The sequence below is a fragment of the Lysinibacillus fusiformis genome (assembly GCF_003049525.1).
GTDB lineage: Bacteria > Bacillota > Bacilli > Bacillales_A > Planococcaceae > Lysinibacillus > Lysinibacillus fusiformis.
In genome coordinates this window covers 109,114-125,104 of record NZ_PYWL01000006.1, presented here as the reverse complement: position 1 = coordinate 125,104, position 15,991 = coordinate 109,114, and the positions used below count along the sequence as shown (strand labels likewise).

Sequence of the window (15,991 nt, the reverse complement as noted above, 5' to 3'; positions counted from 1 at the left end):
TCCCCTTTTGGGTCGGGGGATGTTGTTTCAATCATTACACAAACTTCACCATATGATATTTTTTCTTACCGCGACGAACAATGCTAAATGCATCCTCTAGACGATCCTTTGCACCGAATACATATTCTAAATCCGTCACTTTTTCTCCATTGACACTAATTGCACCATTTGAAACGTCCTCACGCGCCTGACGTTTCGATGATGAGATGCCAGCTTCCACTAGAAGGTCTACAATATTTTTATCTTCCTTAGCCATTTCAATAGAAGGAACGTCTTTAAAGGCATCCTTCATTTCTTCAGCAGAAAGTGCTTTTAAATCGCCTGAAAATAATGCTGCTGTAATACGGATAGCTTGCTCTAATGCCTCTTGACCATGAATTAATCGTGTCATTTCCTCAGCAAGTGCTTTTTGAGCATTACGTAAATGTGGCTCTTCCTCTACAGAAACAGCTAATGCTTCAATCTCTTCACGAGTAAGGAATGTGAATATTTTTAAGTATTTGATCACATCTGCATCCGCAGCATTGATCCAGAATTGGTAAAACTCATATGGAGATGTTTTCTTCCCATCTAACCAAACAGCACCACCAGCTGTTTTACCAAATTTCGTACCATCAGCTTTCGTCACTAATGGAATCGTAATCCCAAAGGCTTTAGTTTCTTCTTCATGAGTTTTACGAATAACCTCTAAACCTGTTGTAATATTACCCCATTGGTCAGAACCCCCTACTTGAATACGACAATTGTAGTGGTTGTATAGATGATTGTAATCAATCCCTTGAATTAATGTATAAGCAAACTCTGTGAAAGATATCCCCGTATCAAGTCGAGAAGCAATTGTATCTTTTGCCAACATGTAGTTAACATTAATTAATTTCCCATAATCACGTAAAAATTCAATTGTATTTATATTGCCGATCCAGTCACGATTGTTCACAAGCTGAGCACCATTACCAGCTTCAGCAAAATCAAAAATACGTTCTAGTTGACCGCGGATACCTTGAACATTTTTATCGATTTGCTCCACAGTTTGTAATTGACGCTCTTCTGAACGACCTGAAGGATCTCCTATCATGCCTGTAGCCCCACCCACAAGTAAAATTGGACGGTGTCCCGCTTTTTGGAAGCGACGTAAAGTTAAAAGCGGAACAATATGTCCAATATGCATAGAATCTGCTGTTGGATCAACACCACAGTATAAAGAGACAGATTGTTCTTCTAATAATTTTGCCATACCATCAGCATCTGTTTGTTGATATAGCAGTCCACGCCATTCTAAATCTTGTAATAATTCGTTTGTCATGATGATTCCTCCTAATTGATTGAAATTCGCTACGTGCATGGACAAATTCATGAGAAAAAAAAAATCCCTACACGCAAAATAATTGCATGCAGGGACGTTAAATTGTAAATTAACGCGGTACCACCCGGCTTGAAGATGTCATCCACCTTCCACTTCATTCAACCGCCTTTATCGCAGGCGCGCACGTCTAAGCTCCAAGCACGTAATTCATCTCTACATTATGACCAGTTTTCACCAACCACTGGCTCTCTAAACAGGGAATATAGAAACTACTCCAAACTCTTCATCACTAGAAAACTATAACCATTATTCTATACGAATCTATTTCAATGTCAATAACTATGTTCGAGCTAAAACAATATGTGCTATAATAAACAAGATTTTAGGAGGTCGATACATTGAAAGATTGGATTGAAAAAATCAATGCAAAGATCGATACATTAATTGAACAAAAATGGATGAAGAAATTACGTATTTCAGGTAGCGTTACCTGGAACTTATTTTTACTATTTTTAGTTTTTGCATTGGTTGGCACTGTATTTGTCGGTTCAGTAGGAGCTGGTTATTTCGCTTCTCTTGTAAAAGAAGAACCCTTACGCTCAAAAGAAGAATTGCGAGATCAAATTTTTAGCTATGAAGAAACAAGTGAGATTTATTTTGCCAACGATATTTATATCGGAAAATTACGGACAGATTTAGATCGCCGTGAAACTTCACTTAAAAATGTTGCACCAGATGTTCTTAATGCTGTACTAGCAACAGAAGATGAATATTTCCGTGAACATAACGGAATTGTACCAAAAGCGGTTATACGAGGCTTATTACAAGATGTTACGAATTCTGCTACACAGACAGGTGGCTCTACCCTTACGCAACAACTTATAAAAAACCAAGTATTAACCAATGAAGTTTCCTATGAACGTAAAGCAAAAGAAATTTTACTTGCTATGCGTTTAGAGCATTTTATGACAAAGGAAGAAATATTAGAGGCTTATTTAAATATTATTCCATACGGTCGTAACTCTTCAGGGCGCAATATTGCAGGTGTAGAAACAGCCGCGGAAGGGATCTTTGGTGTGAAAGCTAAAGATTTATCACTAGCGCAAGCAGCTTACATAGCTGGTATTCCTCAGGCGCCATTTGCTTACACACCGTTTACAAATACGGGTGAACTGAAAAGTGAGGAAGCTTTAAAACCAGGTATTGATCGTATGAAAACAGTTCTTTATCGTATGAAAGAAGCTGGTTATATTGACGATGCGCAATATAAAGAAACACTTAATTATGATATTGCTGCTGACTTCCGTGGTCCAGAAATGCGAGCGGAGGATCGTTATCCATGGCTTACATATGAGCTTGAGAGTCGTGCAAAAGATATTATTGCAGAAAAACTCGCAGAAGATGACGGTATTGACCCAGAGCGATTAAAAACAGAAAAGAAATTAAAAGATAAATATAAAATCTTAGCTGATCGTGATGTTCGCTCAAAAGGTTATCGTATTTATTCAACCATTAACAAAGATATGTATGATGCCATGCAAAAAGCTGCTAAGGACTTCCAATATTATGGCCATACGTATACTGGTAAAGGGAAAGACCCTGTAACTGGTGAGGAAATTGATATCGAAATGCCCGTACAAGTGGGTAGTATTTTAATGGAAAATACGACGGGTCGAATTTTAAGTTTTGTAGGTGGTCGAGACTTTAATACAACTCAAGTTAACCACGCAACACAAGCTTATCGTTCAAATGGTTCTACGATGAAACCATTACTTGTTTACGCTCCTGCTATTGAGTACGGTGTAATTGGCGCAGGTAGCCCACTCGTTGACGTAAAATTCTCAATCGGTTCATGGAGCCCAAGTAACTATATTACTAGTGATGAACGAGGACTTATTCCCGCACGTGAGGCTTTAGCAGATTCTCAAAACATATCAGCGTTACGTTTATACAATGATATTATTAACAAACGTCCTGCTGATCTATTAGTAAAAATGGGATTCACAAAATTACACCCCGATGATTTCACTAACCTAGCAACTGGTATCGGTGCTTTAAGTGAGGGGACTACCGTAGAAGAGAATACGAATGCCTTTGCTACTTTTGCAAATGGTGGTCAATTCGTTGATGCTTATATGATTGATCGAATTGAAGATCAAGAAGGAAATATTATTTACAAACACGAAGTAGAACCCGTCCAAGTATTCAGTCCAGAAACGTCCTATATTGTGACGGATATGCTACGTGACGTATTAACAAAAGGAACAGGAACTCTTGCACGTAATACATTAAAATTCTCTTCAGATTTTGCTGCAAAAACAGGGACTTCTCAAGAGTATAAAGATGTTTGGTTAGTTGGTTATAATCCAAATGTATCTCTAGGTGTTTGGATGGGTTACGACCAACCTCGTACATTGTACGCATTTAATAATACGTACCAACAGCCAAGCGTTCGTGTCAATAAACTATGGGGTACTTTAATGAATTCCGTTTACGATGTGGCTCCTGAGTTTATTGATCCACCAACAAGCTTTAAGGCACCTAAAAATGTGGTGACCGCTTCGTTCTGTGGTATTTCTGGGATGGCACCTTCTGCAGCCTGTGCAAACGCAGGTTTAGTCCGTTCAGACTTATTTAATGCGAAAGTATTTTTACCTACACAACCAGATGATAGTTTAGCTGCTTCAAGTGTTGTAACGATTAAAGGAAAAACTTATAACGCATTACCAAGTACACCAGCTGAATTTGTTAAATCAGGTGGCGCAGGTATTAATCAAGCGTTCATTAAACGCATGTTAGGCCGTCTTGGCGGTAATCCAGCAAGTTTACTACCAAAGAATTCAACTTTATCAAATTCATCTGTTTCAGCAGTTGATTTCCCTGCAGATGGAAGTGCACCTGCAGCGGTAACGGCATCCGTAAATGGCTCAACTTTATCTTGGACAGAGTCATCAAACGATGTAGTTGGTTATCGAATTTATAATGTTACAAATGGTGGCAACACATTAGTAACGTCCGTTCTTGAATCTACACAAAGCATTACGGTTGCTAGTGGACAAGCCTATGTTGTAGTGGCTGTAGATATTACAGGCTTAGCATCACCACATTCTAATGTAGCCTCTACTGGTGGTAATGATGATGAACCTGACCCAGAGGATAATGGTCAAGAGACAATTCCACCGACAACACCGCCTACAAATGGCAATGGGTCTGGTAATAATGGCAATGGTTCAGGAAACGGCAATGGATCTGGTGGCAATGGCAACGGCTCTAACAACGGCAATGGATCTGGTGGCAATGGCAACGGCTCTAACAACGGCAATGGTAACGGTGGTAACGGCAACGGCTCCAACAATGGCAACGGATCTGGTGGTAACGAATCAGGCCAACCGGAAGATGGCTCAAACGGCGGAGACAACAGCAATACAACTCCCCCAGAAACGTCAAGCCGATAATCAATTTCGTTTCAGTATCAAACAGACTTACTACATTTCACTTTTGATTTGTAGTAAGTCTGTTTTTTTGTCATTATTAAGAAGACTACTATTTTGAAGGAGAGGGAAAATATGAACATATTAGTTTTAGGTGGCACACGTTTTTTTGGAAAAAAATTAGTGGAACTTTGCATTGAGAATGGACATGATGTAACGATTTTAACACGCGGGCAAAGCGGCAATCCTTTTGGGACAGCTGTTAAACAATTAATAGTTGATCGGGATGACCATGACGCATTAGAAAATGCTCTCGCCCATACAACGTGGGATATTGTTTATGATAATATTTGCTACTCTCCTAACGAGGCACATACCATTTGTGAGCTTTTAAAAGGGAAAACGAAAAAACTTGTCTTTACGTCTACTCTTTCAACCTATGAGGTAGATGGAAAGATGAAAAAGGAAGAAGATTTCGATCCTTACCATTATCAAATTCTTATGGGGGATCGAGAAGAATTTTCCTATGGAGAAGGAAAACGACAGGCTGAGGCTGTGTTGTTTAAAGAAGCTTCATTCCCAGTTGTTGCCGTACGTTTCCCCATTGTTATGGGCGAACATGATTACACACGTCGCTTGCACTTTCATGTTGAACGTATTTTACACGATCAGCCAATCTCATTACCAAATATCGATGCACAGATGAGCTATATTACAGATGAGGAGGCTGCTGAATTTTTATATTTTGTAGGCGTTACTCCTATAGAAGGACCGTACAATGCTACTGCTTCTGGTGCCATTTCATTGAAAGAACTTCTTGCATTGATTGAAGAAGAGAGTGGAAAGCGCGCAAAAATTTCGCTTGTTGGTGGCGATGAAGAATCACAATCACCATATGGTGTACAAGCTGATTGGTATATGACGAATGCGAAAGCAGAGAAAGCAGGATTTACATTTAGTCAGCTTCGTGATTGGTTGCCAAATTTAGTTAAAACTTTAGTAAAACAACTTCAATAAAAAAAGAAAGACAAAGAGTCCGCTAAATACGCAGCAGATTCTTTGTCTTTATATTAATATAATATAGTCTTTAAAATAGCTACGGCTTCATCAATCTCTCCCTTCGTTACCGTTAATGGTGGCAATAAACGAATAACATTTGGACCTGCCCCCACTAACAAGAGACCCTTTTCCTCTGCCGCTGCGATATAAGCCGCTACTTCTGTTTCACCACAGCCAATTCCAAGCATTAAGCCTTGACCCTGAATGGTATAGTTAGAAGGTAAATGCGCTTTTAATTGTGCTACAATATACGCTGACTGATCTTGTACTTGCTGTAAAAATGCCGGCTCAAAAACATGGCTTAAGACAGCTTGAGCTACACTCATCGCAAGAGGGTTGCCACCAAATGTAGTGCCATGTGCACCTGGACTAAAGGTTGCATAAAGCTCGGCAGTTCCTAGCATTGCCCCTACTGGGAAGCCACCACCTAAGCCTTTCGCTAATGTCACAATATGGGGCTTTAACACAGTTTGCTCAAAGGCATAGCGTGTTCCTGTTCTTCCTATTCCTGTTTGTACTTCATCAATAATGAGTAATATCCCCTTGTCATCACATGCTTTCGCAATTGTGGTAGCGAATTCTAACGATACACAATTAACGCCACCTTCTCCTTGAATCATCTCCAGCATAATGGCTGCCACAGAGTCATCAATAGTAGCTTCTAGTGCGGCAGCATCATTGAATGGCAATATCGTAAATTTTTCAACGAGTGGTCCAAAGCCGTTATGTATTTTGCCTTGACCTGTTGCAGACATTGCTCCAAATGTGCGACCATGGAATGATTTTTCGAAAGTAATAATATGATTTTTCCCTGTATGTTTACGCGCTAACTTAATGGCTGCTTCATTTGCCTCCGCTCCACTATTACAGAAAAAAGCATGTGCAAGATGCGTATGAGCGATTAATTTTTGAGCCACCGTTTCCTGACCAGGGATATCAAAAAGATTCGATATATGCCACAGCTTTTCACTTTGCTCTTGCAGTGCCTGCACAATGGCAGGATGGGCATGCCCCAGACTTGCTACTGCAATGCCACTAGTAAAATCTAAATATTGTTTTCCTGTAGAATCCTCTACAACGGTGCCCTGCCCTTTGACAATTTGTGCACGACGTTTACCGTAGTTCCCGAATAAAGCACTCATATTATCATCTCCGCTATTATTTGAAATGGTCTTCTTTCAACATCTATACTTTTAATACGATCTTATTAGAACACTAGGTAGCATGAAGTTTGTCGGAAGTGACAATCGTAGTGCCAATCAATGTCTCTCCAACAATTTGCACAGAAGGTATACCTGCATATAAACAATCGATAGCTCCTTGTACTTTTGGAATCATCCCCCCATAAAGATGCCCTTGTTCTATCCATTGATGAATGAGAGAGGGCGTTGCCATTGTTTGATATTCATCGTAAACTCGAATACCACTTACATCTGTAACAAGTAATAAGCTATCTGCCCCTAAGGCTAATGCCATTTCACTTGCGACTGTATCACCATTAATGTTTAAAGCCAGACCTGCTTCACTTGCTCCAACACAAGCAATAACGGGTATAATTCCCACTGTCAATAAAGTTTCAAGTAAGGCTGTATTAATGGCTTTTACTGCTCCAACAAAACCATACACGTCTTTATCCAAATAATCCGCCACCATTAATTGACCATCAAAACCGTTTAGCCCAATGGCCTCAATGCCAGCACTTGTTAATTCATGAACTAAAGCAGGGTTAACCTGCCCGATCAAAGTTGATTGGACAACATTCATAGCTGCCTCATTTGTCACACGTATACCATTTAATGTATGCGATTCTATGCCTCGAGCAGCTAATTCACGATTAATAGCTGGGCCACCGCCATGAGTAATAATAAGCTCCACACCGCTATCTTGAAGCTTTTTAAAATTTATAAAAAAGTCTTTATTTAAGCCCTCTAGTGTACTACCTCCGAGCTTGATTACCATTCGTTTACGAGCGGTATGATGCGTTGATTTGGACGTAGTCATAGGTTAAGTCACATCCCCAAGCATGCCCCTTACCTTCACCCATACCAAGGGACACATATATTTTCACTTCATGCATTTTTAAAATTTGTATTAATTCATCCTCCGAGAAAGGGATTGGTTCGCCGTTTTCTACCATTGTAGCGCCACCAATTTGAATCGTAATTTTATCTGGATCTACAGCGGCACCACTATACCCTACCGCTGCAATAATTCGTCCCCAGTTCGCATCACAGCCAAAAACAGCAGTCTTTACAAGTGGTGAACCTACGACGGTCTTCGCAATCTTTCGTGCCTCTTCATCTGAAATTGCGCCAACAACTTCCACTTCAATAAGCTTGGTTGCCCCTTCCCCATCCTTAGCAATCATTTTTGCTAAATCTTCTGCTACTGTTTTCAATGTGTAATAGAAATTTAACCAATCTGGATGCTCAGGTGTTAACGTCTGATTTCCAGCGAAACCGTTCGCCAATACAACAACAGTGTCGTTTGTAGATGTATCCCCATCGACTGTAATGGCATTAAACGTGAGGTTGGTAATATCGGATAATGCACTTTGTAGTACATCAGATTCTATTTGGGCATCTGTCGTAATAAAGCCCAACATTGTTGCCATATTTGGTTCAATCATGCCTGAACCCTTCGCAACACCAGCGATAATGACTTCCTTGCCATCTACCGTTGTACTATAGCTTGTGTTTTTCATAACTGTATCTGTCGTTAAAATCGCCTGTGCAAAGTCAATGGCACTTTCTAAATTGTCCTTCGGTTCTAGCTGTTGAAGACCGTTTATTACTGGCTCCAACTTCATCATTTCGCCAATGACACCCGTTGAACAAACTCCCACTAATTCAGGAGCAATTCCTAGTTTTTCAGCCGCTTGCGCCTGCATGGTTTGGGCATCCTTCACGCCCTGCTTCCCTGTACAAGCATTCGCATTACCCGAATTCACGATTATCGCCTGCATTTTTTTTGTTGTGTAAACAACTTCCTTTGTTACTTTTAATGGGGCTGCCTGCACAGCATTTGTTGTAAAAACACCAGCAACACTAGCTGGTACCTCGCTTACTAAAATCGCTAAATCTTTCTTCTTATGTTTTAAACCACAATGTAACCCAGCTGCCTTAAACCCTTTTGGTGAAACGATATTTTTACTTGATAACTTTTTCATTACATTTATTGAAGTAGTAACTGTCATCCATAATTCCTCCTTATTTTTTCATCAAATTGGATGTGTTAAATAAAGAACGGTACGACATCCAGACCAGTCGTTTGGGGTAAGTCAAATTGTACATTCATATTTTGAATCGCTTGCCCTGCAGCCCCTTTGACTAGATTGTCAATCACACTAACTATCGTGGCACGGTTTGTACGAGCATCTACTTTCACCAAAATATCGCAATAATTGGATCCCTTAACACGATTAGTCCCTAAGCTAGTTGCACCTGTAACAATTCGAACAAAAGGATGCTTATCATAAGTCTCCTGCAGGCAAGCAACCAACTGAGCCTCTGTAACGCCTGCCGTTACAGGCGCATAGGATGTTGCTAAAATCCCTCGTGTCATAGGTACTAAGTGAGTATTGAAAGTAATACTTGTTTCTACATGAGCAAACATAGATAAGGCTTGTTCTATTTCTGGTATATGTTGATGTGTATTTACTTTATAGATAGAGAAGTTCTCATTCGTCTCGCTAAAATGAGTTGTTTGTGACGGCTTATTGCCAGCTCCTGAGATGCCACTTTTCGCATCAATCACTAAAAAGCTCGGATCAATTAAGCGTTCTTTCACTAGTGGTAGTAATGGTAACAACACCGCTGTTGGGTAACAACCAGGGTTAGCAATAAGAGTAGCTTGCCGTATATGCTCTGAATTCCATTCCGTTAAACCATAAACACTTTGCTGCACCGCATTAAATGGCGCTGCTTTTTTGCCATACCATGCTTCATAGCTTGCAAGGTTTTTCAACCGGAAATCACCAGATAAATCTATTAATTTCGGACCTGTGTTCACCAATGATGGTAATAACTTACTTGTTACGCCAGATGGTGTACTTGTAAAAACTACATCAAATTCCGCTAAAGTATCTTCCTCTATTTTTTGTAAAGGCCTATCAACAATCGTCATAAGATGACCAAATTTTGAAGAAAAAAGAACTCCCTCCTCGGAAGAAGTAAATAATGCTAGCTGCTCTACAGCCGGATGATTATGTAAAAACCGAATAAGCTCTAGCCCACCATAACCTGTTGCTCCAACAATTCCTACGTTCAATGCACTCACCTCTAAAATAAGTTAAAAATAGTATACGTCTGCATAAATATTAAGTCAACTGAATTTTTATTTATTTCTATATTTTTTTCGTACAACATGACGTCTCTTTAAAACACGTCTTCAGTATTGTAAATGCAGAAAAAAGAAGGCAAGAATCCTTTCAACGATTGAATGAACCCTTGCCTTCTTTTTATGCATATAATGTATAAATATCAATTGATGTCTTTTACTTTATCAATCTTCCATCGTCGATAAGTCACCCGTAGGTAAATTTAACTCCCACGCCTTCAGCACACGACGCATAATCTTACCACTGCGTGTTTTTGGTAGTTTTTCCTTAAATTCAATTTCACGTGGTGCAGCATGAGCCGATAAGCCTTTTTTAACAAAATCTTTTATATCCTCAATTAATTGATCTGAAGGTTCAACACCCTCTCGTATGGATACAAAGGCTTTTATGATTTCCCCTCGTACTGGATCTGGTTTTCCAATGACTCCTGCTTCAACAATATCTGGATGCTCCAATAGCTTGCTTTCCACTTCGAATGGTCCCACACGCTCTCCGGCCGTCATAATGACATCATCCACTCGACCTTGGAACCAGAAGTATCCGTCATCATCCATATAGGCAGAATCTCCAGATACATACCATTGCCCTTTTAAGAAATAAGATTCATAGCGCTCTGGATTGCCCCAAATTTGACGCATCATAGCTGGCCAACCCCGTTGAATAGCTAAATTCCCCATTGTAAACGGCGGTACTTCGTTACCAGCATCATCTACAATCGTCGCATGAATACCTGGAAGTGGTTTTCCCATTGATCCTGGCTTAATATCCATCGAAGGGTAATTACAAATCATATGTGCTCCTGTTTCTGTCATCCACCATGTATCATGGATTCGATGACCTAATTCTTCTACTCCCCAACGAATCACTTCCGGGTTCAATGGTTCACCGACAGATAGCACATGACGTAAAGATGATAGGTCATAGCTTTCAAGCAAGCCGCTCCCTGCCCCCATCAGCATCCTGAATGCAGTTGGTGCACTATACCATACCGTAACACCATAATCTTCAATGGCTTGATACCATGCTTGCGGTGAGAATCTTCCTCCAACAATCACCATTGTCACCCCATTTAGCCAAGGACCAAAAATACCATAGGCTGTTCCTGTCACCCATCCTGGATCAGCAGTACACCAATAAATATCATCCTCACGTAAATCAAGAACCCATTGCGTAGATTGGTATTGTTGAAGCATTGCATTATGAACATGTAGCACTCCTTTTGGAGCACCAGTTGATCCAGAGGTATAGTGAAGAATCATCCCATCTTCTCGATCTACCCATTCCATATCAAACTGAGCTGAAGCTTCTTTCAATCGTTGATTAAAGTCTAGAATTTGGGATGTTTCTTCAATATTTTCCCCTATTAAAAAGATATGCTCGAGATGCGGTAATTTAGCGATAGGTACACGTTCAAGTAATGCCGGTGTAGTAACTAATACTTTCGCCTCACTATCTGCTAACCGATCATACACAGCGGCTTCCATAAATGCTTCAAATAATGGTCCAACAATAACCCCCATTTTCAACGCACCTAATAATGAAAAATAAAGCTCAGGAGATCGTGGCATAAAAATAAATAAACGATCACCTTTTTGTAGACTAGTAGCTGTTTTAAGAACGTTGGCAGCCTTGTTCGTTAACCTTTTCATTTCATTAAATGAATACGCCTCTTTACGTTTTCCATCATTAAAATAAAGGGCAACTTTATTTTTACGATGTGTATCTGTATGGCGATCAATTGCCTCATACGCCATATTCACTAAACCTGTTTCGTACCAGCTAAATGCTTTTTCCGTATCAGCCCAATTATGAGACTTTGCCACTTCTTCATAATTCATTAAATGGTGCTGACCAGCAAAAGCCGTTAACTTCTCCTTCATTTTCATCCCCATGAAACTACCCCTTTCTTTGCTTTCACTTGAAACTGTTCATTTGCTATTTTCAACAATCCCCTCTGCTGAAATAATAAATTTACGTTCTAAGTAAAATATAGATGAGCTTTTGTTATATAACAGTTTATTACATTACAAATGATAGAATTCTTAATTACACTACTTTTATCTGTTAAATAACAGAAGCAATATATTATATTTTACACGAATTTAAAGAGATTGTCTTAATATTTTCACTTTTCCGAAAATACAGGTATATTTTGCAAAAATAAGCGTTTTTACGCATGAAATCAGCTATAATGGAATTATTAAACTCAGGTGGTGGCATTATGGAACATAAAAAAACTTTTTTTTCTGTCAAAAGGGAAACTAAGCATGGTACTGTGTATGTGGAAGGACCTGTTCCTCCAGAAAAATTAGCTACATATTCTTTCCATGAGGGCTTGGTTGCCTTTAGACCTCCAAAACAGCAACAACAAGCTATTATTGAAATTGCGGGGCTTCCTGAAGGGCGTATTGTTATTATTCGAAACGAAGATATCGTTGTAGGCTATGTGACCTATCTTTATCCTGATCCACTTGAACGGTGGGCAGAGGACCGAATTGATGACATGATTGAATTAGGTGCCATTGAAGTGATTCCCGACTATCGGGGAACCGGTTCAGGAAAGGCATTACTAGCCGTTTCATTTATGGGTGATGAAATGGAGGATTATCTGGTGATAACTACCGAATATTATTGGCATTGGGATTTAAAGGGGACTGGCTTAAATGTTTGGGACTATCGTAAAATGATGGAGAAGATGATGAGCTCTGTCGGATTCGAATATTTTGCTACGGATGATCCAGAAATTACATCACACCCAGCAAATTGTTTAATGGCGCGTGAAGGTAAACGCGTGCCTCCTGAAACAATTGAAAGATTCGATAGGCTTCGTTTTAGAAATCGTTTCATGTATTAAAACCAATACAAAGGGGATATGTATATGATCGTAGAAGAAATTATGAATGAGGAACCTTACACATTAGCTCCTACCAATACCGTGTTGGAAGCACTAAAGCTAATGCGTGACAAAAAAGTTCGCCATTTACCAGTTATAGATGAGGAACGTCACGTTCTAGGAGTGATAACAGAACGGGACATTAAAGAAGTTTTGCCATCATCTTTACAAGATGAACCCAATTCTCCTGTTTTTCAAGCAAAAGTAGAAGAAATAATGGTTAAGGATCCGCTTGTTGGTCATCCACTTGATTTTGTTGAAGAGGTCGCTCTTACCTTCTATGAATCTAAAGTAGGTTGTTTACCTATAGTCTCTGGAGAAAAATTAGTAGGAATAGTTACTACAACGGATTTACTCTATACATATATAGAGCTAACCGGTGCTACGGAACCTGGCTCAAAAATTGAAATTCGAGTAGCTGACACGCCAGGTGTTTTATTTGAAATAACAAAGATATTTCATCATCATCATGCCAATGTTCAAAGCGTCTTAGTGTATCCTGATTCTGAAAATACGCAAAATAAAATTTTAAGTGTCCGAGTAAAAACACTGAATCCTTTAGCTATGATTAAAGACCTTCGCAAAGAAGGCTTTGATGTACTATGGCCCAATTTACCAGGTGTTTCATTATAATGAAAAAGGCAGTATTCGTTTACTCGCCAGAACAACTCGGATATAAATTTTCAGATACACATCCATTTAATCATAAACGCTTGACGCTAACGATGGATTTACTAAAAAATATAGATGCTCTCAATGATGTAGATATTATTCCAGCACGTGTTGCAACAGAAGAGGAGCTACTGCTTGCCCATGACCCTAAGTATATTGATATCGTGAAGAGGGCAGGACATGGTGAATTATCGGTAGCCCAATGTGAAAGCTATGGTATCGGCACAGAAGACACACCGATTTTTGAAAATATGCATGAAGCAAGTGCCCAATTAGTCGGCGGAACATTAACGGCCGTTGATTATGTAATGGAAGGTAAGGCTGAGCATGCCCTCAATCTTGGAGGAGGGCTACACCACGGTTTTCGTGGTCGCGCATCAGGATTTTGTATTTACAATGATAGTACGGTTGCCATTCGGTACTTACAGGAAAAATATAACGCCCGTGTACTATATGTCGATACAGACGCACATCATGGAGACGGTGTACAATGGAGCTTTTATGAGGACCCGAATGTTTGTACATTGTCTATTCACGAAACAGGGCGCTACCTATTTCCTGGAACAGGCAATATTACTGAGCGAGGCAACGGACAAGGGTATGGTACCTCCTTTAATTTCCCTATGGATGCTTTTACAGAGGATGAAAGTTTCCTAGAAATCTATGAACGATCTATGAGAGAGGTTTTCGAATATTTCAAGCCAGATGTTGTGCTCACACAAAATGGAGCAGATGCCCATTATTTTGATCCTTTGACACATCTTCATGGCACTATGAATATATATCGGGAAATTCCAAAGCTCGCACACCAATTAGCCCATGAATATTGCGATGGTAAGTGGATTGCGGTGGGTGGAGGTGGCTATGATATATGGCGAGTTGTTCCACGTGCTTGGTCCATGCTCTGGTTAGAAATGACTGATCAAGCGTTACCAACGGGACCTCTTCCACAGGCATGGCTTGACCGCTGGCAACCTGAAGCTCCCGTTCCTTTTATTCCAACTTGGGAGGACCCAAATCCTTTATATGAACCCATTCCACGTAAGACAGAAATAGAAGAAAAAAATGCTCAAATGTTAGCAAAAGCACTACACCTTATTCGCAATGAAAAACGAGATTAACACCTTTCCTCACGATTTTTCGTGGGGTTTTTTTCATTGGTTTAAAGCCACATTCCCTGCACTCCATTTTAAATAAAAAACACGCAAATCCTCGATAAGATTTACGTGTTCCTGAATATTATTTACTTTTGACTGATTGTCGATGTTCAATACGATGGGGTAAAATTACCGCCTCATCCTCGACTGGCTCCTTACTCATCAATTTAGTAAGTAAGCGCATAGCAACAGCACCAATGTCGTACAGCGGTAATGCAACACTTGTTAGTTGCGGACGAACCATTCGTGCTAGCTTAGAGTTCTCAAAGCTAATCACTTCGATATCCTCTGGAACATTTTTACCGGCGTCTTGTGCACCATGAATTAAACCAATTGCCAATTCATCACTGCCCGCAAAATAGGCTGTAGGTGGCTGTTCAAGCGCTGATAAAATCTCCCAAGCTTCTAAGCCCATGTCATAGCTAGATTCCTCAGCAGCAATTAATGCTTCATCTATTGGCAAGCCAGCATCCTGTAATGCTTTCTTATAGGCTGCTAGCTTGAATTTTCCGTTAATTGTATACGAAAGTGGGCCCGTTACGAAACCAATGCGTGTATGTCCATTTTGAATCAGTAAAGATATCGCTTCATAAGCCGCTTGGAAATAGTCAATATTGACAGTAGCTATTGTTTGCGATTCATCTACAGAGCCTGCTAATACAATTGGGACCGGTGAATGATCCATTGTTTGTTGCATCTTTTCTGTTACTTCATCACTCATCATCACAATACCATCTACTTGTTTGCCAAGCATAGTATCAAGTAACTGTAACTCTTTATCTTCATGTTGATCTGAGTTGGCTAAAATAATATTATAACGGTACATTGTGGCTATATCCTCTACACCACGAGCCAGCTCTGCATAAACATTGTTTGCAATATCTGGGATAATCACGCCAACTGTTGTTGTTTTCTTACTTGCTAATCCACGCGCTACTGCGTTTGGACGGTATTCTAATCGTTCAATTACTTCTAGTACTTTTTTTCGTGTTGCTGGTTTTACGTTTTGATTACCATTGACTACACGAGAGACCGTTGCCATAGAAACATTTGCTTCTCTTGCAACATCATAAATTGTAACAGTCATCGTACGTGCCTCCCTTTTTTCCTATTATAGCCTTATCATACGATAATTTT

Annotated in this window: 12 protein-coding genes and 1 other annotated feature; of the genes, 5 read left to right on the top strand and 7 right to left on the bottom strand. The window is 39.8% G+C overall.

Annotation, left to right across the window (positions count from 1 at the left end; all coding sequences use genetic code 11):
* Nucleotides 1–34: 34 nt before the first annotated feature.
* Nucleotides 35–1,303 (bottom strand): tyrosine--tRNA ligase, encoded by a 1,269-nt coding sequence (gene tyrS, locus C9J29_RS15115; protein ID WP_107922387.1) that lies wholly within the window; start codon nucleotides 1,301–1,303, stop codon nucleotides 35–37.
* A gap of 87 nt (nucleotides 1,304–1,390) precedes the next feature.
* Nucleotides 1,391–1,599: a binding site (T-box leader), on the bottom strand.
* Nucleotides 1,600–1,701: 102 nt separating this feature from the next.
* On the opposite strand from tyrS, the gene C9J29_RS15110 reads away from it, so the two are divergent.
* Nucleotides 1,702–4,758 carry a transglycosylase domain-containing protein gene (locus C9J29_RS15110; protein ID WP_008176767.1) on the top strand — a complete coding sequence of 1,019 codons (3,057 nt, stop codon included), beginning with the start codon at nucleotides 1,702–1,704 and terminating at the stop codon, nucleotides 4,756–4,758.
* 111 nt (nucleotides 4,759–4,869) lie between these two features.
* Entirely contained in the window at nucleotides 4,870–5,751 is an 882-nt protein-coding gene (locus C9J29_RS15105) for an NAD-dependent epimerase/dehydratase family protein (protein WP_089985663.1), read from the top strand.
* A 53-nt stretch (nucleotides 5,752–5,804) separates the two neighbouring features.
* On the opposite strand, the gene C9J29_RS15100 is transcribed toward C9J29_RS15105, so the two are convergent.
* The 5 genes from C9J29_RS15100 to acsA all read right to left on the bottom strand — a co-directional run bounded on the left by C9J29_RS15100 (nucleotide 5,805) and on the right by acsA (nucleotide 12,024).
* Nucleotides 5,805–6,935, bottom strand: coding sequence for an acetylornithine transaminase (locus tag C9J29_RS15100; RefSeq protein WP_089985661.1), 1,131 nt, complete (start codon nucleotides 6,933–6,935; stop codon nucleotides 5,805–5,807).
* Nucleotides 6,936–7,008: 73 nt separating this feature from the next.
* On the bottom strand, nucleotides 7,009–7,794 hold the full coding sequence (argB, locus tag C9J29_RS15095; protein WP_089985659.1) for an acetylglutamate kinase: 786 nt from the start codon (nucleotides 7,792–7,794) through the stop codon (nucleotides 7,009–7,011).
* Nucleotides 7,757–8,989: a bifunctional glutamate N-acetyltransferase/amino-acid acetyltransferase ArgJ gene (gene argJ, locus C9J29_RS15090; RefSeq protein WP_089985656.1), complete on the bottom strand. Its 1,233-nt coding sequence runs from the start codon at nucleotides 8,987–8,989 to the stop codon at nucleotides 7,757–7,759. Before argJ ends, argB begins: the two co-directional genes overlap by 38 nt.
* A gap of 38 nt (nucleotides 8,990–9,027) precedes the next feature.
* Nucleotides 9,028–10,062 carry an N-acetyl-gamma-glutamyl-phosphate reductase gene (argC, locus tag C9J29_RS15085; RefSeq protein WP_043990207.1) on the bottom strand — a complete coding sequence of 345 codons (1,035 nt, stop codon included), beginning with the start codon at nucleotides 10,060–10,062 and terminating at the stop codon, nucleotides 9,028–9,030.
* 234 nt (nucleotides 10,063–10,296) lie between these two features.
* On the bottom strand, nucleotides 10,297–12,024 hold the full coding sequence (gene acsA, locus C9J29_RS15080; protein ID WP_371861904.1) for an acetate--CoA ligase: 1,728 nt from the start codon (nucleotides 12,022–12,024) through the stop codon (nucleotides 10,297–10,299).
* A 329-nt stretch (nucleotides 12,025–12,353) separates the two neighbouring features.
* Here acsA and C9J29_RS15075 point away from each other — a divergent pair, with 329 nt between their 5' ends.
* From C9J29_RS15075 to C9J29_RS15065, 3 genes are read left to right on the top strand one after another with little or no spacing between them, the layout of a single operon-like run.
* Nucleotides 12,354–12,986, top strand: coding sequence for a GNAT family N-acetyltransferase (locus tag C9J29_RS15075; RefSeq protein ID WP_008176754.1), 633 nt, complete (start codon nucleotides 12,354–12,356; stop codon nucleotides 12,984–12,986).
* A gap of 24 nt (nucleotides 12,987–13,010) precedes the next feature.
* Nucleotides 13,011–13,658, top strand: coding sequence for an acetoin utilization AcuB family protein (locus tag C9J29_RS15070; protein ID WP_043990206.1), 648 nt, complete (start codon nucleotides 13,011–13,013; stop codon nucleotides 13,656–13,658).
* Nucleotides 13,658–14,818 (top strand): acetoin utilization protein AcuC, encoded by a 1,161-nt coding sequence (locus C9J29_RS15065; RefSeq protein ID WP_008176750.1) that lies wholly within the window; start codon nucleotides 13,658–13,660, stop codon nucleotides 14,816–14,818. Before C9J29_RS15070 ends, C9J29_RS15065 begins: the two co-directional genes overlap by 1 nt.
* Before the next feature lie 118 nt (nucleotides 14,819–14,936).
* Here C9J29_RS15065 and ccpA read toward each other — a convergent pair whose 3' ends face one another.
* Nucleotides 14,937–15,941, bottom strand: a complete 1,005-nt coding sequence (ccpA, locus tag C9J29_RS15060; protein ID WP_008176748.1) for a catabolite control protein A — start codon at nucleotides 15,939–15,941, stop codon at nucleotides 14,937–14,939.
* Nucleotides 15,942–15,991 lie beyond the last annotated feature (50 nt).